Origin of the sequence: Paenisporosarcina quisquiliarum, assembly GCF_043641925.1 — a bacterium.
Taxonomy (GTDB): Bacteria; Bacillota; Bacilli; order Bacillales_A; family Planococcaceae; genus Paenisporosarcina; species Paenisporosarcina quisquiliarum_A.
On the sequence record NZ_JBHZRU010000018.1, the window covers coordinates 46,882 to 71,231 of the forward strand.

25 protein-coding genes are annotated in these 24,350 nt (G+C 37.0%); 17 read left to right on the forward strand and 8 right to left on the reverse strand.

The window, feature by feature from the left end:
• Positions 1–52: 52 nt before the first annotated feature.
• The 4 genes from ACHUE4_RS13305 to ACHUE4_RS13320 all read right to left on the reverse strand — a co-directional run bounded on the left by ACHUE4_RS13305 (position 53) and on the right by ACHUE4_RS13320 (position 2,107).
• Positions 53–367 (reverse strand): TIGR04104 family putative zinc finger protein, encoded by a 315-nt coding sequence (locus ACHUE4_RS13305; protein ID WP_394190827.1) that lies wholly within the window; start codon positions 365–367, stop codon positions 53–55.
• Between the two features lie 12 nt (positions 368–379).
• Complete coding sequence (locus ACHUE4_RS13310) at positions 380–616, reverse strand: hypothetical protein (protein ID WP_394190829.1); 237 nt, start codon at positions 614–616, stop codon at positions 380–382.
• A 62-nt stretch (positions 617–678) separates the two neighbouring features.
• Positions 679–1,494, reverse strand: a complete 816-nt coding sequence (locus ACHUE4_RS13315) for a CPBP family intramembrane glutamic endopeptidase (protein ID WP_394190830.1) — start codon at positions 1,492–1,494, stop codon at positions 679–681.
• Between the two features lie 277 nt (positions 1,495–1,771).
• Positions 1,772–2,107: a DUF378 domain-containing protein gene (locus ACHUE4_RS13320; RefSeq protein WP_394190832.1), complete on the reverse strand. Its 336-nt coding sequence runs from the start codon at positions 2,105–2,107 to the stop codon at positions 1,772–1,774.
• Positions 2,108–2,583: 476 nt separating this feature from the next.
• Between ACHUE4_RS13320 and ACHUE4_RS13325 the strand changes: the two genes are divergently transcribed.
• The 4 genes from ACHUE4_RS13325 (at position 2,584) to ACHUE4_RS13340 (ending at position 5,873) form a co-directional block, all read left to right on the forward strand.
• Entirely contained in the window at positions 2,584–3,240 is a 657-nt protein-coding gene (locus ACHUE4_RS13325) for an HAD family hydrolase (protein ID WP_394190834.1), read from the forward strand.
• A 47-nt stretch (positions 3,241–3,287) separates the two neighbouring features.
• On the forward strand, positions 3,288–3,581 hold the full coding sequence (locus tag ACHUE4_RS13330) for a DUF2087 domain-containing protein (RefSeq protein WP_394190836.1): 294 nt from the start codon (positions 3,288–3,290) through the stop codon (positions 3,579–3,581).
• 539 nt (positions 3,582–4,120) lie between these two features.
• On the forward strand, positions 4,121–5,392 hold the full coding sequence (locus ACHUE4_RS13335; RefSeq protein ID WP_394190838.1) for an MFS transporter: 1,272 nt from the start codon (positions 4,121–4,123) through the stop codon (positions 5,390–5,392).
• 25 nt (positions 5,393–5,417) lie between these two features.
• Positions 5,418–5,873, forward strand: coding sequence for a GNAT family N-acetyltransferase (locus ACHUE4_RS13340; protein WP_394190840.1), 456 nt, complete (start codon positions 5,418–5,420; stop codon positions 5,871–5,873).
• An 85-nt stretch (positions 5,874–5,958) separates the two neighbouring features.
• Here the strand turns inward: ACHUE4_RS13340 and cysK are convergent, their stop codons facing one another.
• On the reverse strand, positions 5,959–6,876 hold the full coding sequence (cysK, locus tag ACHUE4_RS13345; protein ID WP_394190842.1) for a cysteine synthase A: 918 nt from the start codon (positions 6,874–6,876) through the stop codon (positions 5,959–5,961).
• Between the two features lie 213 nt (positions 6,877–7,089).
• On the opposite strand from cysK, the gene ACHUE4_RS13350 reads away from it, so the two are divergent.
• From ACHUE4_RS13350 to ACHUE4_RS13390, 9 genes are all read left to right on the forward strand, one after another.
• Complete coding sequence (locus ACHUE4_RS13350) at positions 7,090–9,105, forward strand: penicillin-binding transpeptidase domain-containing protein (RefSeq protein ID WP_394190844.1); 2,016 nt, start codon at positions 7,090–7,092, stop codon at positions 9,103–9,105.
• A gap of 684 nt (positions 9,106–9,789) precedes the next feature.
• The gene (locus ACHUE4_RS13355) at positions 9,790–10,542 is read left to right on the forward strand and encodes a basic amino acid ABC transporter substrate-binding protein (RefSeq protein ID WP_394190891.1); all 753 of its coding nucleotides are present in this window, start codon (positions 9,790–9,792) and stop codon (positions 10,540–10,542) included.
• Positions 10,543–10,593: 51 nt separating this feature from the next.
• Complete coding sequence (locus ACHUE4_RS13360; RefSeq protein WP_394190846.1) at positions 10,594–11,304, forward strand: amino acid ABC transporter permease; 711 nt, start codon at positions 10,594–10,596, stop codon at positions 11,302–11,304.
• An 18-nt stretch (positions 11,305–11,322) separates the two neighbouring features.
• Positions 11,323–12,045, forward strand: a complete 723-nt coding sequence (locus ACHUE4_RS13365) for an amino acid ABC transporter ATP-binding protein (protein ID WP_394190848.1) — start codon at positions 11,323–11,325, stop codon at positions 12,043–12,045.
• A gap of 338 nt (positions 12,046–12,383) precedes the next feature.
• Positions 12,384–13,517, forward strand: coding sequence for an IS200/IS605 family element RNA-guided endonuclease TnpB (gene tnpB, locus ACHUE4_RS13370; protein ID WP_394190850.1), 1,134 nt, complete (start codon positions 12,384–12,386; stop codon positions 13,515–13,517).
• Positions 13,518–13,704: 187 nt separating this feature from the next.
• Positions 13,705–15,444, forward strand: coding sequence for a LytS/YhcK type 5TM receptor domain-containing protein (locus tag ACHUE4_RS13375; protein WP_394190852.1), 1,740 nt, complete (start codon positions 13,705–13,707; stop codon positions 15,442–15,444).
• Complete coding sequence (locus ACHUE4_RS13380; RefSeq protein ID WP_394190854.1) at positions 15,444–16,175, forward strand: LytR/AlgR family response regulator transcription factor; 732 nt, start codon at positions 15,444–15,446, stop codon at positions 16,173–16,175. Before ACHUE4_RS13375 ends, ACHUE4_RS13380 begins: the two co-directional genes overlap by 1 nt.
• 129 nt (positions 16,176–16,304) lie before the next feature.
• Positions 16,305–17,759, forward strand: a complete 1,455-nt coding sequence (locus tag ACHUE4_RS13385) for a carbon starvation CstA family protein (protein WP_394190856.1) — start codon at positions 16,305–16,307, stop codon at positions 17,757–17,759.
• 235 nt (positions 17,760–17,994) lie between these two features.
• Positions 17,995–18,624, forward strand: coding sequence for a DUF2238 domain-containing protein (locus ACHUE4_RS13390; RefSeq protein ID WP_394190858.1), 630 nt, complete (start codon positions 17,995–17,997; stop codon positions 18,622–18,624).
• Positions 18,625–18,690: 66 nt separating this feature from the next.
• Here the strand turns inward: ACHUE4_RS13390 and ACHUE4_RS13395 are convergent, their stop codons facing one another.
• Complete coding sequence (locus tag ACHUE4_RS13395; RefSeq protein ID WP_394190860.1) at positions 18,691–19,278, reverse strand: biotin transporter BioY; 588 nt, start codon at positions 19,276–19,278, stop codon at positions 18,691–18,693.
• Positions 19,279–19,483: 205 nt separating this feature from the next.
• Here ACHUE4_RS13395 and ACHUE4_RS13400 point away from each other — a divergent pair, with 205 nt between their 5' ends.
• The 4 genes from ACHUE4_RS13400 (at position 19,484) to ACHUE4_RS13415 (ending at position 22,633) form a co-directional block, all read left to right on the forward strand.
• A complete protein-coding gene (locus ACHUE4_RS13400) occupies positions 19,484–19,822 on the forward strand; it encodes a helix-turn-helix domain-containing protein (protein ID WP_394190862.1) in 339 nt (112 codons plus the stop codon).
• A 30-nt stretch (positions 19,823–19,852) separates the two neighbouring features.
• On the forward strand, positions 19,853–20,521 hold the full coding sequence (locus tag ACHUE4_RS13405) for an alpha/beta hydrolase (protein WP_394190864.1): 669 nt from the start codon (positions 19,853–19,855) through the stop codon (positions 20,519–20,521).
• Between the two features lie 170 nt (positions 20,522–20,691).
• Positions 20,692–21,984 (forward strand): ATP-binding protein, encoded by a 1,293-nt coding sequence (locus ACHUE4_RS13410; protein ID WP_394190866.1) that lies wholly within the window; start codon positions 20,692–20,694, stop codon positions 21,982–21,984.
• 169 nt (positions 21,985–22,153) lie between these two features.
• Positions 22,154–22,633: a metal-dependent hydrolase gene (locus tag ACHUE4_RS13415; RefSeq protein ID WP_394190868.1), complete on the forward strand. Its 480-nt coding sequence runs from the start codon at positions 22,154–22,156 to the stop codon at positions 22,631–22,633.
• A 234-nt stretch (positions 22,634–22,867) separates the two neighbouring features.
• Here ACHUE4_RS13415 and ACHUE4_RS13420 read toward each other — a convergent pair whose 3' ends face one another.
• Complete coding sequence (locus ACHUE4_RS13420; RefSeq protein WP_394190870.1) at positions 22,868–23,383, reverse strand: YhcN/YlaJ family sporulation lipoprotein; 516 nt, start codon at positions 23,381–23,383, stop codon at positions 22,868–22,870.
• Between the two features lie 163 nt (positions 23,384–23,546).
• Positions 23,547–24,263 (reverse strand): BsuPI-related putative proteinase inhibitor, encoded by a 717-nt coding sequence (locus ACHUE4_RS13425; protein WP_394190872.1) that lies wholly within the window; start codon positions 24,261–24,263, stop codon positions 23,547–23,549.
• Between the last annotated feature and the right edge of the window lie 87 nt (positions 24,264–24,350).

Consider the following 24,350-nt stretch of genomic DNA (forward strand, 5'->3'; position numbering starts at 1 on the left):
TTGCGATTTTGCTATAAATCAACAAATGAAAACCAACAGAATTCTCATAGCTTTAAATCGCTATATTAGTTTCAGTTTCATCAGAACTATATTTCATAAAGTACGGTTGAATCAGTATTGCAATGAGACCTGTTACGACAATTAACGTGATGGTTACTGGAAGTGATAATGAAATAATAGTCGATATAGAACCGATGATAATTATCGGCATAATTATCACTGATCCTAATAATCTTGAACGGAATGTAATTCGGTTTTCTGTTTTACACATAGGACAAATAATTGGTCGATAGAACAAACTCAATGATTTACTTACTTGACCCCAAGAAAACGTAGTTCGACATTGATCACATTTTGGTAATCCCATAAGACACCGCCCCTAATCTGCAATTTTTCTTTCAACAAAACTCCATACAATGAAGATTAAAATAACCACTCCGAATACCAACATAGATGCGTTGAACACGAAATTGAAATCCATCTCTGAAACCCAACGTGACTCAATACCCGCTTGATCTCTTATTTCATACTTGATTACTTCATAATCCATAAGAACAAAAGATAAGATCAAACCGATTATGATTCCACCTAGTATAGAAAATGAAAATTTTCTCATTCAATGGTCCCCCTAAATTATCGTTAACTGTTGTGAAAAAGGATAATTATTTAAGTGAATTCCTACAAGCCTAATTCTTTAACGGTAGAATTTCTTAGTACAATTCTCAAATGACGAATTACAAACCAAATTAACGTCGTACCGATGATAAGCGCTCCAATTTTCAAAGGGATTTGAGTGTATAAATCCGCTTTGGTGTTTAATAAGAGCCATTCAGGCCATGTAGGATTTAAGTAAGCCATAATCATCGCAAAGGAATTATTAGCTATATGAAATAATATAGGGATAGCTAAATTGTTCGTTATTAAATACAATAATGCAGCTATGATTCCGAAAATAGTTGAGCCAATGATATCCATATGTAAGATTCCAAATAAAAAACTTGAGATCATAATGCCGCCCCATACCGAGGTTTTCGAAATCATTCGTTTTAGTAACAATCCTCGAAAAATAAACTCTTCCGCAATAGGACCAATAATACATATGAAAAGAATTGTAAGGGCTAAGAAGACTGGATTTTCAGGGAGAAGAAAGGGTTCAAAGACCAGGTCTACTAACCTTGGAGCAAAAGAATTAAGAGTGATAAATTCTAGCCAAGAAATGCTAAGTGAAAAGAGAATGGAAATCGCGACAAAAACTAAAACGGAAGGAACCCATTGTTTTGAACCCTTTATAAAAACTACATCACTTAAAGAAACTCTATGTTTATTAAATTGGTATCGAAAGTAAACAACGGGTGCAGCGATATACAAAGCAAATTGGAATGCAAGACCAGAAACATCCTCACTTTCAGAAAATAAAGTCGCTACTACTATGAACAAGATGATAAACAATATAGTGATACTGAAGAAATGCCGATTTTTCATTTCTTCAAACATTTCACCACTCCTATCTACTCAGTAATACGTTTATTGGTAAGAAATGGTTTCGTTTACAGTGAGAAAATAGAATAATTAGTCCAACGATGTCCACGATTGCAATTATCTTTAAAATTCTATTTTTCGTTAATCATGCATGTTCCTAATCCCGTCCTACATAGTCAACTATTTGGAATTGAAAAAGAAGAGTTTAATTCATAATCGAATTAGACTCTTCTAACTTATTTTCTATTTGGCACTCAGCCACCTGAAACAGAGAGCTGTATTCCTGTTGCAATTAATTTACATTATTCATACCACTATTCTTCTTTTTCAATTTAACGTCCTGCTCTTTTGTAAAATCCGGTTCCTCGCCGAATTCTGTCCTTAAAGTAGGATTGGATAAAGATGAATGTCGGTCTCTAACCGTGTCGATCTCTTCACTTGGTTTAAATAATAAACCAAGACATAGAAGGCCTCCAATCCCCACAAGACCATAGACCACCCTAGACAAGAATGCATCTTGACCACCAAATAACGTTGCAACTAAATCAAATTGAAAAAGTCCGATCAACCCCCAGTTAAGTGCACCGATAATAACTAGAGCTAGCGCGATTCGTGAAAGCCCACTCATACATTAATTCCTCCTTGAATTAGAATTTAATTGAATCCGTAATTACCTAAAAAAGATTAGTACCAATACTTTAAATCAGGTATATCAACCTCTGAATAGGTACGATGCAACACCCAAAAACCTTATCGGTAATTGCTTATTGATTCGTACTTATCTTTTACCAAAACGTCTATTTAATACTTCGGATACTTCTTTTTAATCACTTTTTTTGCGGACTTCTTAAAGAGGTTGTTGAATGAATTCAAATGTAAAAACTTCTCTAGAATCTTTTGGTAAAAGAGAAATTATGAAACCGTATAATTAATTACATAAAACAGATAGGTGTAATATGTTACCATTAATGGAGAAGCGTGAGTTAAAGTTTTTCATCTTGGATATATAGGGAAAATGAATGATTTTACATAGAATCTGGTGTTCTTATAAGAATTTATTCAACAAATGATGGTCCGAATTTAAAATGAGAAGAGGTAAACACTTTGATAAAAGCAATCATATTTGATTTTGATGGATTAATTATAGATACAGAGAGCGTTTGGTATGAATCTTATAAAGAAACTCTACAAAGTTATCAGTTTGACCTACCACTTGCGGAATTTGGAGAATGTATCGGATCCGATGAAACTGTCCTAAATACATATTTTAAAAAGAATTTAGGAGAAAGTTGCAATGTTGACGAAATTGAAACGCGTGCCTTTGATATCTATAAAACTAAAATGAGTTCTCCTGAAGCACGTATTGGTGTATTAGATTATTTGCAAGAAGCTAATAAAACTGGATACAAAATTGGACTTGCTTCGAGCTCCTCAAAAGAATGGGTTACAAAATATCTAGAAGAACTTGGATTGATAAATTATTTTGAAGTAATTGTCACGCGTGATGATGTCAAAAAAGTGAAACCTTCTCCAGATCTTTATTTAAAAGCTATTAAAGATTTGAATATAAATTCTTCTGAAGCAATAGCATTCGAAGATTCTTTAAATGGGTCAATAGCGGCAATGACTGCAGGGCTAAAATGTGTAATTGTTCCAAATCCCGTGACCGAATTATCAGCTTTCGAAAACTACTCTCTACGATTGAAATCAATGTCAGAAAAAAGTTTGAGTGAGGTAATTGAGTTGATAGAAAAGAGTTAAGTATGAATTTCTAAACAAAATCAATTTAAACAAAGGAATTGATGAACATGTACATAAACTCAATCGAATTTACTGAAGAAGAGAAAAAACATACGCTCGAAACGTTTTTTCAAGATGGTCAATTAGTGAAGTTGCCTAAGAAAGAAAAACGAAAAGTAATCATCTTTTTAGAGTTAATTAAGACTTTTGATGAAAACAGAATTTACAGTGAGAAAGAGGTAAATGAAGTAATTAAAGCCATCCATGGTGATTTTGCAACTATACGAAGATACTTAATCGATTTTAAACTACTCGAACGAAGCACAGATGGAAAAGAGTATTGGGTTAATAAATCTTTATAAATGTAATTGGCTATGAACTCCATAATGCCAAAACAACGTTTTGTGTGCTCTGGAACTTTTCAATGAATGAGAGATATACACTCATTGTTTTGTTAATCTGAGGTAAAGATTCCTTTACAACAAGTATTCAATAAAAAAATATATAGTGAGGAATAATCGAATTCTCTCTACTTGTTTTGGAAAGTAATACTTGTTTTTCTGACAAGCTCTTTTAAAGGTGGTCAATTCGGTTCTCTTTGTTGTTTGTCTGCATTTTTTATGAATTTATATTTTTGCGGTAAGGGATTGGAGTGGAAGACGGCGACTCCAGCGGGAATAGCATGAGCTGAAGGCCCCGGAAGAACGAAGTGATGAGGAGACTGAAGCCATGCCCGCGGAACGCGTCCGTCTGAAACGGCGTAAATCAGCCATTTCTGTTTGAATTAAAATGTGTACCATAAAATCATAGCGTAATATAAGTCGTATTCTTTTAATGTATTGAGAGATATACTGATTAATAGATGTATACATAGTTTTTTCAATTAAAAAGGAGTTCAATCATGTCTCGACAATCAGATGATTTTCAAAGTTACGTAGATTCACCAGAGAAACAACAACAGCTGTATCAAAGAACTTTGTGGATCGTGGTTATGTCCCAAATATTTGGAGGAGCTGGTCTTGCAGCAGGAATTACTGTCGGAGCCCTTATTGCAAAAGATATGCTGGGAACGGATGGATTTGCTGGATTACCAATTGCAATACTGACGCTCGGTTCGGCAGGGGCGGCTTTAGCTGTTGGCCGTTTATCCCAACGCTTTGGTCGAAGAATTGGACTTGCGTCAGGATTTTTTGCAGGGGGATTAGGGGCAATTGGTGTCATATTCGCAGTAGTAAACAATAACGTATTTCTATTTTTTGCGGCTTTATTAATTTATGGTGCAGGGACTTCAACCAACTTGCAAGCACGGTATGCAGGTACTGATTTAGCAAATGTGAAACAGCGAGGAAAGGCAATTAGTATCGCAATGGTTTCAACTACCCTTGGTGCAGTTGCAGGACCAAATCTGGTTGGAGTCATGGGCGATTTTGCTTTATCAATCGGCGTTCCTACCTTAGCCGGTCCGTTCATTTTAGCAGCATTCGCATTCATTGTTGCTGGTTTTGTACTTTTATTATTACTTCGCCCAGATCCTTTAATCGTTGCTAAATTTATTGCTGAAGCACAAGAGGAGAACAAGGGAACTAGTACGGAGATCTATGAAGGGACGCCATCTAGCGATAGATCAGGCATAGCTTTAGGAGCAACTGTGATGGTCATTACCCAAGTTGTGATGGTTGCCATTATGACAATGACGCCTGTACATATGAGAGACCATGGACATGGTTTGAATGCTGTAGGGATGGTTATCAGTATCCATGTAGCTGCGATGTATCTACCCTCACTGATTACTGGTGTACTCGTGGATCGATTTGGTCGACTGGCGATGACAATAGCTGCTGGAGTTACATTAATGTCAGCAGGGATTGTAGCTGCTTTCGCTTCTGGAGGCTCTTTATTCGTCATGATTACGTCACTTGCACTCCTCGGTCTAGGATGGAACTTTGGATTAATAAGTGGGACAGCGCTAATCGTTGACTCAACTAATTTATCCAACCGCGCTAAAACTCAAGGAACGCTAGATGTATTAGTTGCATTAGCGGGAGCGTCAGGTGCAGGACTTTCAGGAATGGTTGTCGCTCAAACGAGTTACGCCACACTTTCACTTGCTGGTGGGTTTCTTTCCATATTATTAATACCAGTAGTGATTCAATCCATTAAACACGCAAAGTAAATGTTTACAATAAAGGGGACTCTTCATGAATTTAGATCATGTAAAAATCGAAGAACTAAATGCGGAAAACTGGTACGACTGTTGTGGACTAGAAGTTGAACCTAGTCAATCAAAATACATAGAGTCAAATGCTGTATCAATAGCTCAGTCAAAGTTTGAACCAACATTAAAACCATATGCCATATGTTTTGAAGAAAAAGTAGTCGGTTTTTTAATGTACAACTCCGTTCAAGAGGAGCTTGAAGGGAATTGGATATATCGAATAATGATCGATAAAGACTATCAAGGCAAAGGTATAGGGAAAGCGGCAACGAAGTTAATGATATCTGAGATGGCCAAACAGCCTAATATTAAAAAATTAGTAGTCGGATATCATCCTGAGAACAAGGGTGCACATAACCTTTACGCAAGTCTAGGTTTTATCGATAATGGAGATCGTTTCGGTAAGGAAATGGCTGTAGTAAAAAATGTGAATGAATAAAAACCTTTAATTTAAAATGAACAACAAAAAGGCTGTTAGATCCCACGGGATTTAACAGCCTTTATTTACATATCAGATTAGTTGGTCAATCAAACAAATTCATGCTCAAGTAGCGTTCGCCAGTGTCAGGGGCAATACATAATACTTTTTTCCCTTTGCCTAATCTCTTGGCAATTTCGATAGCAGCAAAAACAGCTGCGCCTGCTGAAGGACCGACAAAAACGCCTTCTTCGCGAGCCAGTTTTTTAAAGATTTCCACTGCCTCATCATCTTCTATTTGCATGATTTCATCGTAAACTTTTGTATTTAAGATATCTGGAATAAAACCTGGACTAGTACCAACGAGTTTATGTTTACCAGGTTTTCCTCCGGATAATACGGGAGACCCTTTTGGTTCAACCACGGCAATATACAAATTCGGAAGCTTTTCTTTTAATGTTTCTCCCGTTCCTGTAATCGTTCCACCTGTTCCAGCTGTAGCAACGAATGCATCCAATTCACCATTCATTTGCTCCAAGATCTCAAGTGCTGTTGTCGTACGATGAACATCAGGATTCGCTGTGTTTTCGAATTGTTGTGGTATAAAACTATTTGGGATTTCTGCTTTTAGTTCCAGCGCTTTTTTAATAGCTCCAGGCATTTTTTCCTCATTCGGGGTTAGCACGACTTCTGCGCCAAAAGCTTTCAAGAGATTAATGCGTTCCTGAGTTGCATTATCTGGGAGTACAAGAATGGCACGGTAACCTCTTGCGGCGGCTACCATTGCAAGACCGATGCCTGTATTTCCACTCGTAGGCTCGATAATCGTATCGCCGGGTTGAATTAACCCCTGTTCTTCCGCCATTTTAATCATATTATTCGCTGCACGATCTTTTACACTCTTCGTTGGATTAAACATTTCTAACTTCACATAAACGTCTGCTGCATTCTCTGGCACAATCTTATTCAATCTGACGACAGGCGTATTGCCAATCAAATCAGTTATATTGTTAACTGGTTTCATCATATAACAACCTTTCGTGTTCCTTACTGGTACTTTCTATTGTAGCAAAAACCGTTGGAATTGTATCTTCAGCGGAACTTCGAAACCGGTACAGCTTTATTCTTTATTACCCAAAGGAAGGTTTGATCGAAGATGTATATTTGAATTGGATTAGTGAAACTATGTTACCATTAATATACAAATCATTAGGGATATAGAAAGGATGTTTTTTGAATGAGAAGAGGCATATGGGCTTTAGTGGTATTGCTGTTCCTAGTTCTCCTTTCGGGTTGTCAAGAAAAGGTGACACCAGAGGAGCGGTTAGCGGAATATGTGAAGCATTGGAATAAAGCAGAGTTCGCAGAAATGTATAGTAACTACTTAAATAAAGAAACGAAGAACACATTCAAAACAGAAGATTTTGTGGAGCGTCAAGAGAAGTTATATGGCGACCTAGGGATAAAAGATGTGAAAGTTTCCTATAAAAAGGCTTCTAAAGATAACGAATGGGATGTTGAAAAACCTGCAACGTTTCCGATCCAAGTGAAAATGGAAACAATAGCTGGACCAGTTGAATTTGAACATAAAATCACGTTAGTCCACGAAACACGTGAAGATTCAGAGAACTGGTATGTCGAGTGGAATCCTTCCTTCATCTTTCCTGAACTGGCGAAAGGAGATGCCATTCGTATACAAACATCAAAATCGTTGAGAGGCGAGATCTTAGATCGAAACGGATTGCCAATTGCGATAAATGGGACTGGCTATGAGATTGGCATTGTTCCTGAGAAACTTACAGACGAGAACAATAAGGTGAAGTTAGCTGATTTACTAGGAATCTCAACTGAGACAATAGATAAACAGCTGAATCAGGGCTGGGTCAAACCGAACTTATTTGTACCAGTTGGTTATGTAGCGAAAAGTAACACAGAGTTATTAGACCAAATCGCTCAATTAGCTGGGGTTACACGGATGGACACAGCCATGCGTGAATATCCTTATGGCGAAGCTCTGTCGCATTTGTCAGGATATATTGGCGATATTACGGGTGAACAACTAGAAAAATGGGCAAAAGAGGGCTATACAGAAAGTGATATTGTTGGAAGACAAGGGCTAGAGTTGCTACTTGAAAAGCGTTTAAGAGGAACTGATGGAATCCGCATTTATATTGATAAGGCGGTTGAAGGGATTGAACCAATAACCGTTGCAGAGAAACCAGCTGTACACGGAGAAACCGTTAGATTGACGATTGACGCTGAATTGCAGAAATTAACCTATGATTCGATGAAAGGGGAAGCGGGAACTAGTGCTGCTGTGAACCCTAAAACAGGAGAAACGCTTGCTTTAGTTAGCTCGCCAGGATTTAATCCAACTGAATTTATGTTAGGAATGAGTGGGGATAAGCTAAAGGAATTAAGTGAAAATCCGTTAAATCCTTTATTTAATCGTTTTAAAGCTTCGTATGCGCCAGGTTCGACAATAAAACCTGTAACCGCTGCGATCGGTTTGGCAGCAGGAACTCTTAATCCGGCTGAAGGTAGAACGATTAACGGAGAAACGTGGCAAAAGGATGCCTCTTGGGGTGACTATCGTGTAACTCGTGTTCATCCTGAAGCGCCAAACCCGATTGATTTGAATAAAGCGATGATCTATTCAGATAACATTTATTTCGCACAAGAAGCTTTAGATATGGGGAGGGAACAACTTGTTGAAGGTTTAACAGGCTTTGGTTTTGGTGAAGAAATTCCATTTGCCTATGGCATGAAGACTTCGCAAATATCTAATGAAGGAACGATTAGTTCAGAAGGTCAGCTAGCTGATACTTCATTTGGACAAGGACAAATGTTGACGAATATTCTTCATCTCGCTTCGATGTATGAAGTTTTCCTAAACGATGGGACCATGTACAAACCTACATTATTTTTGGATGAAGAAAAAGCACAAGTATGGAAGGAAGGTTTGGTTAATGCCGAACAAGCAACCACTCTCCGTAAGAGTATGCGTAATGTGGTTGTAGATGGTTTCGCACAAGCGGCAAATCTTCCGAACGTTCCTCTTGCAGGTAAAACGGGTACAGCCGAACTGAAAGCTGCTGGAGAAGAAGATGGAAAGCAAAATGGTTTTTTTGTTACCTATGACTCAGAAGACCCGCAGTTTATTATTGCGATGATGATCGAGAGTGTAGAAGATAATGACGGCAGTGCATATGTCGCCGAACGAGTTGCGGATATTTTTAAATATGATTATTAAAAACAAAAGTTAAAGTGAAAACCATCCATGCAATTGCTATCGCATGGATGGTTTTTTTAGTTTTTGTGAGAATTGTTCATTCAACGGAAACGTTTATAAAGATATTTCGAATAGATCAGGCACCCTCCATAGCCCGCCAAGTATGCGAGTAACAAAATGAAAAACCCATTAACGGTAATGGTCATGTTACCGATGTATATCTGACTAAGAATGATGTAAAGTGTGGCGCATATACCTCCGATATGAGGCGAGTGTTTCATATAGAAATGCATAGCTATGATCCCACCCACAAGTGCAATAATAAAAAAGTTGATTTTAATAAGTAGTGCCCAGGATATCGAGTGATTGACGGAGTTTTCAATAAAAAGTAATAAGTGTTGCGTCAAATATTGAAAGACTAAGGAAAGGAAAAGGACAGGAAACCAATCATATTTTCTGTTTTTCACGTACTAACCTCCTTTAAACCACTATATGCATGTATAAGGAGTAATTATTAATTTCCTTAAATTAAAGCTGATTCTCCAATCCTTCACTCCAGAAATTTTTATTGTAGGGCACATGTAGTTCCTATATACTAAGGATAATTATCCTGTATATTCAGATAATTATGAACATTCATTTAGGAATAAAAATAATCTAGGGGGTATTTCATTGAAACCATTAAAATCTTTATCTTCATTTGGAATGATTTTATTATTGGCAAGTTTAACGTTGTTTGGCTGCGGGACTGATTCATCGAACGGTGCGGGTGGAGATGACGACAGTAAAAAGTATGTAATTGCAACTGATGCAACGTATGCTCCAATGGAATATATGGATGACGAAGGTAACATCGTTGGTACTGATATTGATATCGTGAATGCGATTGCTGAGGAATTAGATATTGAGGTAGAATTCAAAAATTATGGGTGGGAACCTTTATTTACAGCCGTACAAAATGGGGAAGTGGACTTTGCGGTTTCATCAATCACAATTACTGATGAACGTAAACAAACATTCGATTTCTCAGAGCCTTACTATGCAGCGAATCAATTAATTCTTGTTCCAGAAGATTCAGAGGTTGAGAAGTTTGAAGATTTAAAAGATAGCAAAGTATCCGTACAAATTAATACAACGGGACATGAAGTAGTTAAAGGGTTACTGGGAATGACAAGCTCTAAAATTGTGGCAACTGAAACTATGCCTCTTGCTATTAGTGAAATGATTAATGGAAATGCAGATGCGGCAATTGGTGATAACGCCGTTATTAATGAATATAAAAAGAACAATCCAAAAGTGAAGTTGAAAACAGTCGAAGATTCTGCTTTTGAAAAAGAATACTATGGATTAATGGTCAAAAAAGGAAATACGGAACTAATTGAATTATTAAATGAAGGAATTCAAAAATTAAAAGACAATGGAAAATTAAAAGAAATCACTGGTTTTGATGTAGAGTAACAATTTCATAGAAAACATTTTACATCTGACAAGGGAATGGGGGTGATGGAGTTGGATTTTCCAGATATCAGATGGGACATTATTTGGAACTATAGAGAGTTATTTATTCGAGGGATCTGGATTACATTGGGTCTTACCATTGTTGGGTATCTAGGTGGAATTGTCTTAGGATTATTTCTAGGAATGGGAAAACTATCGAAAAAGAAGTGGATATATTATCCGAGTAAATATTATGTAGATTTCTTTAGGGGTACTCCATTACTTGTTCAAATTCTTTTAATTCATTTAGCGATAATCCCTGGTATCTTTGGACACTCATTAGGATATTTCGTATCAGGTTCCGTTGCCCTAATTTTAAATAGTGCTGCATACAATGCTGAGATTATTCGAGCGGGAATTCAGTCGATTGAAAAAGGTCAAATGGAAGCAGCACGGTCACTTGGAATGCCTAATAATATGGCGATGAAACACATTATTCTACCGCAAGCATTGCGACGTATGATTCCTCCTCTTGGGAATGAATTAATTGCTTTATTAAAGGACTCATCCCTTGTAACCGTAATCGCTGCAAGTGATATCCTCTATGCAGGAAAAGTAGTGGCTGGTGCCTATAATCGCTTTTGGGAACCATACATTACGGTGGCTATTCTATACTTAATACTGACATTCATCTTCGGCAAGTTAATTAATTATGTCGAAAATCGATTTAGTAATAGTTTTGTGCCAAATCAAAAAAAAGGAATGTTTTCAATACGGCGGTAAGGTAAGGAGGTTGAATGTATGATAAAGATCCAAGGTCTGCATAAATCATTTGGTAAGTTAGAAGTACTAAAAGGAATCGATTACGAAGTAAAAGAAAAAGAAATTATTTGTGTAATAGGACCAAGTGGATCGGGTAAAAGTACCTTTTTGAGATGTATTAATTTGCTGGAAGATGTCACGGCTGGAGACGTCTATATTGATAAAGTAAAAGTGAATGATCCCGCTACCGATATTAATGCCATTCGTAAAAACGTGGGAATGGTATTCCAGCAATTTAACCTATTTCCACATATGCGTGTATTGGAAAACATCACAATTGCTCCAATAAAAATCAAGAAAATGGCACAAAAAGACGCTGAAGCACTTGCTCATGAACTGCTTAAGAAGGTCGGACTCGGAGACAAAGCAAATGTTTATCCCGAACAACTCTCAGGAGGACAAATGCAGCGGGTAGCCATTGCGAGAGCGCTTGCTATGCAACCGAAAATCATGTTATTTGACGAACCCACCTCTGCATTAGACCCTGAAATGGTCAACGAGGTTTTAGATGTTATGAAGCAACTGGCTTACGAAGGTATGACAATGGTTGTTGTTACGCATGAAATGGGATTCGCAAAGGAAATGTGTGACCGAGTGTTATTTATGGACCAAGGACTCCTGGTTGAAGAAGGAACACCTGAGCAAATCTTTGATAACCCTCAGCACGAACGTACAAAATCGTTTTTGAGTAAAGTTCTTTAAATTTGTTAAGTAAGCGATCTGGTTAAGTCTTGGTCGTAAAAAGAATGTGGTCGGCTATTTCTTTCGCTTTCCGCGGACGAAACGCCAGCCTCCTCGGCTCAGCTTTCATCTGAACCTGTGGGGTCTAGCGTGTTTCGTTATTCCGCAGGAGTCTTCAGAAATAGCCGACCACTTTTCTATTGAAAAAGTCTTTATCCGACAGAAGACTCCCACCTCAAGGAATGAAATGGGCGAAGCCTAATGAGTACGTGGGAGGTGAATGTCGGTTGGCGATAGCCAAAACTTTCCTCACGATGATATAATGAGAACAAATATTCGTGTCGTTGGGAGTTGAAATCATGTTAGTCAATAAGGCATACAAATTCCGGATCTATCCAACCAAAGAACAAGAAATCCTCATTGCTAAAACAATCGGATGCAGTCGTTTCGTATTCAATCGTTTTTTAGGGCGATGGAACGATACATACAAAGAAACTGGCAAAGGATTAACGTACCATTCTTGTTCGGCTGAATTAACACATTTAAAAAAGGAATTAATATGGCTAAAAGAAGTTGATAGCATTGCCCTTCAATCCTCACTTAAAAACCTTGCTGATTCCTATTCACGATTCTTCAAGAAACAAAATAAAGCACCACGCTTCAAGTCTAAAAAGAATAAGGTCCAATCCTACACAACGAAAGAAACAAATCATAACATTGCCATTGTAGACAACAAAATAAAATTACCCAAACTTGGTCTTGTTCGCTTTGCAAAAAGTCGTGAAGTAAAAGGTCGTATTATTCGTGCTACTATTAGACAAAATCCTAGTGGCAAATATTTTGTATCCATCTTGGTCGAAACAGACGTTCAACCATTGGAGAAAACGGAATCATCTATTGGGATAGACTTAGGGATCACTGACTTTGCAATTTTTTCTGATGGTCGCAAGATGGACAATAATAAGTTCACATCAAAGATGGAAAAGAAACTAAAGCGTGAACAACGGAAACTATCAAGACGTGCACTGAACGCTAAAAACAAGGGTATAAGCTTTCTTGATGCCAAAAACTATCAGAAGCAAAAGATAAAAGTCGCTAGATTGCACGAAAGAATCATGAACCAACGTGACGATTTCCTTAACAAATTAAGTACAGACATCATCAAAAACCACGATGTTGTCTGTATTGAAGATTTGAATACCAAGGGAATGTTACGCAATCATAAGTTAGCAAAATCAATCTCTGATGTATCGTGGGCTGCTTTTGTATCGAAATTAGAATACAAAGCGAAATGGTATGGTAAAACCATCGTGAAAATAAGCAGATGGTTTCCGTCTAGTCAAATATGTTCCGATTGTGGACATCAGGATGGCAAGAAATCTCTTGAAATAAGGGATTGGACTTGTCCTATTTGCCACGAACATCACAATAGAGATATAAATGCCAGCAAAAATATCCTAGCCGAAGGCTTAAGAACCTTAGTTTTGGCTTAAACAAAAGTGTAGAACCGCAGGAATCTACGGGGATAGCTTGGTCAATAAGAGAAACCTCTGTTGACAAAGAAATACGTCAACAAGTACGCTCTGTTCCCAAGAATCTCCCACTTCAATCAGACCGTTAGTTCGATAAGTGGGGGTAGTTCAATCAAAAGAAATTCACTTGTGAAGGGGGAGTCATTTCATGCTCGATTTAATGATCATTATGTTGGAGAGAGTTGGGATGATTGTTGCAGTTGCCTTCATTTTAACGCGTTTGGGCTTTTTTAAAAACATGATTCATTACAATAAGCTTAATCGAAAACAGGAAGTTACCGCGATTCTATTCTTCGGATTTTTCGGGATAATTGGCACATACTTTGGCGTCGCGTTTAATACAGTAACTCACCAATTTAACAGTGTGGCAATTGAGATTGCATCAGACGAAGCGATAGCAAACTCTCGTGTTATTGGTGTCGTTGTAGCTGGCTTACTTGGAGGATACCGAGTTGGAATCGGAGCGGGTTTAATCGCTGGTATTCACAGGATGACTTTAGGCGGGTTCACAAGCATTGCATGTGGTATCTCTACCATTGTTTCAGGACTTGTAGCAGGCGCATTTTATCAAAGAGGGAAAGATATTAAGCCAATAACGGCATTTGCAATTGGTGCTTTTGCAGAAGCAATTCAAATGAGTTTGATTCTTTTGTTAGCTAACCCCTTTGAGCAAGCTCTATCTTTAGTACAAGCTATTGGAATTCCTATGATTTTAGCTAATGGAATCGGCACAGCAATTTTTCTGCTGATTGTCTATAACGTCATTAGCAATCAAGAAAAAGATACAGCCTTGCAAGCACAAAAAACGTTGCGTATTGCCAATCAAACATTGGGGTATTTACGAAAAGGTATGAATAATGACACAGCTCTTGCTGTATGTACCATTTTACAAAGAGAATTATCGCCAAGTGCTGTTGCCATGACGAGTCAAACCGAAATATTAGCACATGTGGGACAAGCGAATGATCATCATAAAGCGAATAGCCCTATACAAACTCAAATTACGAACGAGGTACTTAAACATGGCGAGCTTGTCGTAGCGAATGATCGTACGATTCATTGCGCAGAAGAAGAGTGCTCTCTTGGTGCAGCTGTTATTGCACCGCTTAAACAACGTGGAGAAACCATCGGAACTCTCAAAGTTTACTACCCGTCGGAAAAAGCAATAACTGACGTCAGTGTGGAATTGATTGCTGGTTTAAGTTCATTGCTAAGCGACCAGCTGGAAATTGCAAATGCTGAAAAGGCATATCAGTTAGCGAAAGAAGCGGAAATTAAAGCCCTTCAAGCGCAAATTAGTCCGCACTTTCTGTTTAATACAATGAATATCATTGTTTCTCTTATTCGCACAAATCCCGATAAAGCGCGTAAATTACTTACGTCACTCTCTTATTTCTTGCGTCAAAATTTAGAAGGTACCACAGCAATTAAGGTTTCATTGGAACAAGAATTACAACATGTTAGAGCGTATCTTCAAATAGAGGAAGCACGTTTTGTGGATAAATTAACGATTTCTTCAGAAGTGGATGAATGTATTCTGAATGAAATGATTCCACCTCTTACGTTACAACCCATTGTTGAAAATGCGATTAAGCATGGAATAAAAGACATGGAAAAGGACAGTATAGTTAACATTTCTATTCAGGATATAGGCGCTGAAATTGAAATTAGAGTAAATGATAACGGATTCGGCATTCCGCCAGAAAGACTATCGATTTTAGGGTCAACTCAAATCGATTCTACAATCGGAACCGGAATGGGCTTATACAATGTTAATCGCCGTTTAATTATGACATTTGGCGAACAAGCGGCATTGAAATTTCAAAGTGAGTACAATAAAGGGACATGTGTGTCATTCCGCATTCCGAAAATGGAGGAGAATAGTTAATGGGGACGATGATACGAACACTCGTGGTAGATGACGAACGTTATGCGAGGGAGGAACTCGTCTTTCTTCTTAATCAATTTCCTTCTATTCAAGTAATTGGAGAAGCGGATTCTGGCGATCAAGCTGTGATGAAAGCAATTCAACTACAACCAGATTTAGTGTTTCTTGATGTAGAAATGCCCAAAATGAATGGAATGGAAGTTGCGAAGGCGTTATCTGAACTAAAGAATATGCCACTTATTATTTTCGCCACAGCCTACCCTCAGTTTGCAGCTGAAGCATTTCGTATAAATGCGGTTGATTATTTATTGAAGCCTTACGATGAAGACCAGTTAAAACAAGCGATTTCAAGAGTAGAAAAGAATTTAATTCCTCAAGCGAAGGTGGATGTTGCTAGTAACTTAGGGAAGTTAGCAGTTGAAAAAGATGGAGAGATTGACTACGTTCATATTGAAGATATTTTGTACATGTATCGAGAAGAAAAGGTCACAAAGATTATTACTCAAAAGTGTGAATACGAAGTCAAGACAGCACTTAAAGAATTAGAAAGTCGGTTAACTCCATTTTCCTTCTTCCGAATTCATAAAGGGTATTTAGTGAACTTGAAATATGTGAGTCGTCTAACTCCGTGGTTTAATGGCGCGTATCACTTAGAATTAACAAGTCGGGATGAGAAATTATCCGTCAGTCGTAATTATGTCAAAGGATTAAGACAAAGATTGGAAATGTGAAACTTTGCATCTTATTACGCTAATTACGCATGTCAAACTCGTAATCTAGCATGTTAAATAAAAACGTCCTATTGATTGAAAATTTCAATTACTATAAATGAAAGCGATTTCATTTTAGGGGGGATTTTAGTGTATACATTTTTATTAGGAATAGTACTATTAGTGGTCGGTTATTTCACATACGGTAAGTTTATTGAAAAGATGTTTGGTGTAAAGGAAGATCGTGCAACACCTGCTTATGTGCAGAGTGATGAAGTCGATTATGTTCCAATGTCTACGACAAAGAACTCGTTAATACAATTATTAAATATTGCAGGAGTTGGACCTATTTTCGGTCCGATTATGGGTGCTTTATACGGTCCTGTTGCTTTCCTTTGGATTGTGTTCGGTGCTATTTTTGCGGGTGCGGTTCATGACTATTTAACAGGTATGATATCTATCCGTAACCGAGGTGCTCATTTACCTGAATTGGCAGGTCAATACTTAGGTAAAATTATGAAACATGTCGTAAATGCATTTGCTGTTCTTTTATTACTATTAGTTGGGACAGTTTTCGTTACAGCTCCTGCTGGCTTGTTATACAACTTAATGGATGGTTGGATGGCAATGGGTTATATCTTGGCAGCTATTTTTATCTACTACATTTTAGCGACTTTATTACCGATTGATAAAATCATCGGTCGGGTTTATCCGTTATTTGGATTACTTTTAATCATTAGTGCATTAGGTGTTGGTGGTGGCATGATATTTACAGGAGCTGACATTCCTGAATTGACATTGTCTAACTTGCATCCTGATAATATCCCGATCTTCCCATTGTTGTTCTTAACGATTTCATGTGGAGCATTATCAGGTTTCCATGCGACACAAACACCAATTATTTCCCGTACGACTCAGTCTGAAAAACAAGGTCGTAAAATTTTCTACGGCATGATGATTGCAGAAGGTGTTATTGCGATGATTTGGGCTGCAGCAGGTATGGCTTTATTTAATGGTCCTGTTGGTTTGAATGAATTATTAGCAGCTGGCGGTCCAGCAATGATCGTAAGTGAAGCATCGACTATGTTACTTGGAGCTGTTGGAGGAACTCTAGCAATTCTAGGAGTTATCATTCTTCCAATCACTTCTGGAGATACTGCATTTAGAAGTGCTCGAATGATTATTGCAGACTACTTTAAATTAGCTCAAGGTAAAGTGCTAAGTCGCTTGTGGATTGCTCTTCCATTATTCGTCTTATCATTTGCTTTAACAAAAATCGACTTTACGTTACTTTGGAGATATTTCTCTTGGGCAAACCAAACGACCGCTGTTATTGCGTTGTTTGTAGGTGCGATGTATTTATACATTGCGAAGAAAAACTACTGGGTTGCTCTTATTCCAGGAACGTTTATGCTTTACACAACAATGACCTATATTCTTAATGCGCAAATTGGATTTAGATTACCAATGAATGTAGCTTATATTGGCGCATCTGTAATAACAATTGCATTAGTAGCATTATTCTTCGTAGCAGCAAATAAAGCCCGAACTGATCAAATTCCTTTAGAAGAAGATGTATCAGGATGGGGAGTTAAGACAATATAAAAATTAACAATGAATACATGAAGAAGAGGCTGTCCCATAAGGTCATGAAATATGACTTTAAAGGGTGGCCTCTTTTTTATTTCAAATGAGATGTGTCTATTTTTATGGGCTACTGAATTAATGAAAGTTCCTTCCGCGAGAATTTGCGGTTTGGGAGGTTGGATAAGAAATATAGAGGATGTATAGCTAACTCTCTATTTACCCATACTTGAAGGCGTAAGGGAGCGTGTATTTTGTGAAGACTGATTCGAAATTCAAAGTTCATTTTTCATTGCTTTTACTAGTGATCGCTGTATTAATTTGGTCTGTGATTAAACCAACTGAATTTCTGACATGGGTTGCTGAGTCCAGTCCATCAATCGTTGTATTGATCATCTTAATCGCTATTTATCGAAAGTTCCGATTAACGACACTTTCCTATACGATTATTGCTGTCTTATCTATTTTGACATTCATAGGTGGTCATTACACCTATTCAGAAGTGCCTCTATTTAATTGGCTACAAGATACATACGATTTAACACGGAATCATTATGATCGATTCGGACATTTCCTAAAAGGTTTGTCGGCAATCGTTGTAATGGAGATTTTGATAAGGAAAACGTTATTAAAAAGGGATGCATGGCTAAGTGGGATTACCATTAGTATTATCCTCGCTATTGCAGCGCTTTATGAAATCGTGGAGTGGTTGAGTACGAAGTTGCCTTACGCCCAAAAAGAAAAAGAAGATTTCTTAGGAATGCAAGGAGACAAATGGGATGCTCAATGGGACATGTTCCTTGCCTTGGTTGGATCTATTTTAGCTTTATTCATTTTTTCGAGGTTACTCAATAAGCAGTTGAAAAAGATAAAACACCCCAACTAGACGCAAAGTTTGCGGAGAGTTGGGGTGTTTTTTCATAAGACAATAACAATCTTACAAAAATTGAATTTAATTATATCGCTTTTGTAAAATTGGTTTTAGTCGGTATCCAAATAGTCCAGCTAAAACAGCTAATATCAAATCTTTAGGCAATGGAACGACCATCCATGCCCAAGCCATTTTGTATGAAAATCCTTCAGGTGCTGAAAACCAAAGTTTATAAGCTGCATACATCCAATTTGTACCGAATACATAGTTGAAAACAAGGCCAGCTAAACCTGCAACAACGAACCCCACTTTTGATGGGTACTTTTCTACAATATATCCTGCAATATAAGCCACAAAAATGAAAGAAAGAATAAATCCGAATGTTGGACTAAGTATCGTATCTAATCCACCAGAAAAGTTTGCAAAGACAGGTAAACCTGCTAAACCGATAAGAGCATAGACCAGCATTGCCATAGCACCTTGGCGTTTGCCAAGTAACATCCCAGCCAAAATAGCGAAAAACGTTTGAAGAGTAATAGGAACGCCACCGATAATTAAAAAGGAAGAAATATTAGCGCCGATCATCATTAATGCAGCGAACATCGCTGTTTGTACCAGTTGTAAAGTGCGTGAATGATTGGTTGATCTAGTTGCAGTAGAGCTCGTCATGTTAAACCTCCATTAAGTCAATTTAGCATCAGTATAATTGAAGTTTAATTTATAAGTCAACTTAACATTTAAATTAGTTAACACAAAAGTATTGAATATAATTCAGATAACTATATTTCTAATAATTAGAAAATGAGTATAATGTATAAAAGATCTATTGTTTCCAATATGTACTAAAGAATCGATAGAGAGAGGGATAAGAAAAATGAAAAATAATTTCATTGCTATATCAATTGTTAGTTTAGGTATCTGCATTCTTATTGGGAGCTGGTTAATAGCGGATGGTTTAAGTGAAGTAAATAAACCATTACCTATTACAACAATTGAACAAGCAGACTTTTCTAAAGCGCACCTCATGACAACAAAAGAAGTAGCCAACTATTTAGGAATCGATCAGGAAGAAATGGTTAAGTTAGGACCAGTCGGAGGAGAGGGATATTCCTCGAGTATCTTACCTTATGTGAAGATTGGCAACAAAGTCTATTATTCCAGACTAGCGATTGATATGTGGTTGCAAAATGGCGAATCAATTAGCGTAGAGTAAACAAGTCGTACATTTTTTGGAGGGGGAAGTATGAAAGGGATTAACAATTCAATCACAGGATTTAAAGGAATAGAGGTACCATATAGATTTATTAAACAAGAAAAAACCTCGAATCAGTTAGCCATTTTCCTACCGGGAGAGGGGTATACGAATAGTCGCCCATTATTTCATTTTACAGAGGATGTTTTCATGAATCATGCGACTGATCTATTGGAAATAGATTATCAGTACAAAGAAAAAGCTTATGATGATTTCAGTATGGAAGAGATATGCGAGGCTGTCCAATATGATGTAACAAAGGTGCTAGATAGCGTTCTCGCAGAGACATCTTATGATCAATACTATTTTGTCGCCAAATCATTAGGGACAATTGGGTTAAGTTCAATTATTAATAAACCCGAATTTGAACATGCTAAAATCATTTGGTTAACTCCTTTATTGATAAGAGATGAAGTTTTAGAAGCTATGGTTCATAGTCAGCACAGCTCTTTAAGCTTCTTGGGTACGAACGATCGAAATTATGAAATGCCACGTTATGAGCGTATGATACAAAATCCAAATATCGTTTCGTCGCTAATTCCTCATGTAAATCATGGAATGCAGTTCGAAGGAGACACGCTTGGATCAATCGATATACTAAAGAAAGTCATTGGAGATATCGAGAGGTTTGTGAAAAAAACGATGATTGAGAATGAGTGAGAATGAAAAATGCCGTCATGGAAATTTACCATGACGGTGTTTTTTTAATTGTCTATTATCTTAAAAAAATCATTATAGAATTCATAGGAAATAGTATTCAAGTGTTATCAAAAGTGATAATCTGAATTTAGAATATTCAAAAACTATTATTCAACAAATGATTTGATAGGGTGTCAAATTTCGATAAAAGGTTCGGTGCCAATATGGAGCTTCTCACAAAGGATTTACTCATTAATTTTTTGTTCATCATCTTGCCTTTGTTTTTATTACAATTGTTTTATTCTCTAAGATTTGTCTATAAAATTGATAAATTAAAAGACATTTTATTTACAATCCTTTCTATGCTTTCAATTGGATTATGTATGGTCTTTCCGTTCTCTATAGGGGATGGATTAGTTTTTGATTTGAGAAGAGTTCCGTTTATTTTAGGCGTACTATATGGGGGACCTAGAATTGGTATGCTTTTATTGGCTTTTCTTATTGTTACTCGTGGTTTAATAGGAATAGATATTGGGCTTTATATTTCCATGTTATCCTTCACTGCGTCGACGATTTTTTTAAGTATTGTATCAAAGTATTATATCAAAATGACTTTGAATAAAAAGCTTGTCACAAGTGGACTATTAGTTGCCGTATCAATTCAGTTGACCTATCTTTTAATTACAAAGTTTGCTTTGTTGGAATTACCAACTTACATTTGGTTCCAATATTTTGCAGTTAACATTATCGCCACGTTAATGGGGACGTTTCTAATTGAAATCATACGCATCAATGCTGATTTAATAGAGAAGTTGATGAAAGCAGAAAAACTAAAAATAGTCAGTCATTTAGCGGCGAGTATTTCTCATGAAGTGAGGAACCCCTTAACAACTTGTAAAGGATTTTTACAACTTTCACATCAAGAAGAAACCTCCCCACATTTGAAAAATTATATTGGAACTGCCATTCAAGAATTAGATCGAGCTTCTAATATTATTAATGACTACTTAACATTTGCAAAACCCGCTCCTGAAACCATGGAGAAAATTTCTGTTTGTGTTGAAGTCCAAAATGTAGTAAATATATTAACTCCGCTAGCCAATATGAGCAATGTTCAACTCAAAACTTCAAAAGTTGAATTTATTGAGTGCTATATTTTAGGTAACCAAAGGAGATTACAACAATCTTTAATAAATATTGTAAAGAATGGTATTGAATCCATGCATGCTGGAGGGGAATTAGAGATTAATTTATCATCTGATTATTCAGCAGTACGCATTGAGATCCGTGATGAGGGTAAAGGAATGAGTCAGCATCAAATTAATCGATTAGGAGAACCGTATTTCACCACAAAGGAAAACGGGACTGGACTTGGTATGATGGTGTCGTTTAGTTTAATAAAAGGAATGGGTGGGCAAGTCAACGTAGATAGCGAAGTCGGAAAGTGGACATCATTTTCAATTGAATTCCCAGTGGTGCAGTAATTCAAGACGTATATTTTTCCTATATTTGATATAAAAACAGTGGCTGAATTTACATCTTCAGCCGCTTTTTTGTTGAACCACATTCGTGTAGAGTTGTGTGTGGATAGCTTAGGAAGTGGTATGTAGTTATCTACATTTAACAATTAATCGAATATAAAGGAGAAAGTGCATGACAGGAAAGACTCACATCATTGGCGGATTGGCAGCAAGTCTTGCAGTTTCACAGTTTACAAATTACGATCCCGTTCTTTTAGTAGGAGCGGGAGTTATCGGTGGACTGATTCCTGACATTTGTCATGGAGGTAGTAAAATCGGTCGAACGTTTCCATTGTTATCGAAATTGATTAACATTTTGTTTGGACATCGTTCATTCACGCACAGTTTGCTTTTTTTGGTCATTGTCGCAGCACTTTTACATACGTATACACTAAATGAAGCGGTGATTGTAGGGATATTAGTTGGTATGATAAGTCACTTCATTTTAGACATGTCTACAAAAAATGGGATTAAATTATTTTTCCCATTTACAATTAAGGTGCGTTTTCCTATGACAACACGAACTGGTGGGAAAGTAGAAGAATTAGTTTTGGCAGCATTGTCTTTGATTTCCGTTTATTTTGGATACGAAGCGTTTGGTTATTATTTTTAAGGCTATGCTCGATCAAAAAAAATGGTCGATTATTTCTTTCACTTTCTTCGGATGAAACGCTAGCCTCCTCTGCTCATCTGTCTAAGACAGCTGAGTAGAGGAGGTTTAGCTTGTTTCTTTATTCCGCAGAAGTCTTTAGAAATACCGACCATATTCTTTTGAAAAATGCAGGTCTTGGTTGTATAAATTCCATCAAATTTCGAATCCTAATCCATGGTTAAATTAAAACCCACTTCAATTAGCAGCATCAGGGAATATACGCTTAACAAGCATGCTGAATTCTTCACCTAAACCTTCAATTGGTTCACCAGCTTCGATTTTATCAGCGTAGTCGGTCATTCGATCAACAAAGTCTGGATTCACTGACACATATACGTTTTCCAAATCCGTATTTATCTCTTTAACTTGATCACCAATTTTAGCATTAATTTGCTCGATTTCTTCAGAACCTTCTACTACTTCTGATAAATCATCTGTTAATACTGCTGCTACATAGGCATTGTTATCTGTAATGATTACCGTAGCACTTTTTACTTCTTCTAATTCCGTCACCTTTTTCTCAGCTTCTTCGGCTCGTTCTAAATTTGCATTATCCATTTCATCTTCATTTTCCATTTCTTTATTCAAGGTTTCATCTGGCTCTGCATTGTTGGCATTATTATTTGTCGTTTCGTCCGCTTCTTGTGTTCCACACCCTGATAGTGCTAAACAAAGAATAAGGGTTGAAAGGAGTATCCATAATTTTTTCATTAAGTTGTACCTCCAAAAAGTTTGATGCTTTAGGTTGTTCATATATCTTGTCTTTACTCTTGGTTTTATTTGGGGATGCAGATGACAAATCTATGAGAAAAGCGACTGAAAGGAAGCACTCAGTCGCTTTTTTTCAATTACTATTCAAAATTTTTTTGTAAATCTACTCTAATTCAGCCGATTGAATTACTTTTTGCCCATCAATGATGACGTAGAAAACTCTGATTTTTACTTTTGATTCCAAATCATCGAAAAATGGTCTTGCTACTTCGGCAAGTCGCATTGCTTCAATCTCGTTTTGTTCGTTGACCACTTCAATGGAGTTTAAATCTTGTCGACCATTATAAGTGACGACCTCTTCTTCAACTTTTAATTTTGCATCACTTAAAGTTGTAGCAGTAGCACCTTCCCAAATGATTTCCTCAGATACCTTCCAGTCTTCTGCTTCCTCTGCAGTTGACCATACCTCAAGTGTATAAGTCCCATTTTCTAGGGAAGCGAGGCCTTCAGAGGCATCAACATCCATTTCAAGCGTTTCGCCAGGTTTCAAGACGCTTTCTTGAAGCATTTGCGTGTACATTTTGTTCTCTGAATCCTTGTAAAGTACATCACCGTTTTCATCAATTAGCTGATAATCGAAAAATTGAGCGCTGTTCATCGTTAAGGTTACATCTTTCTCTGTGTCATTTTTCAACTGGAAGACATACTGATGAGCACCTGCTTCATTCTTAATTAAGCTTGGGGCCACAGCACCTGCAACAATCCCTTTGTTTTCATTGTTGCTTCCTGTTTTCGAATCATCACTTTCGCCAGTTGTTCCACAAGCGGCTAACAATAAAACTACACCAGCAGTCATCATCATTTTCCACAATTTCTTCATTGGAATAAACCACCCTTCATTTATATATATTAGTCCGTAGTAAGAGTAGAAGAGTTACAACAAAATTAAAATAATTATGTGTTGTAA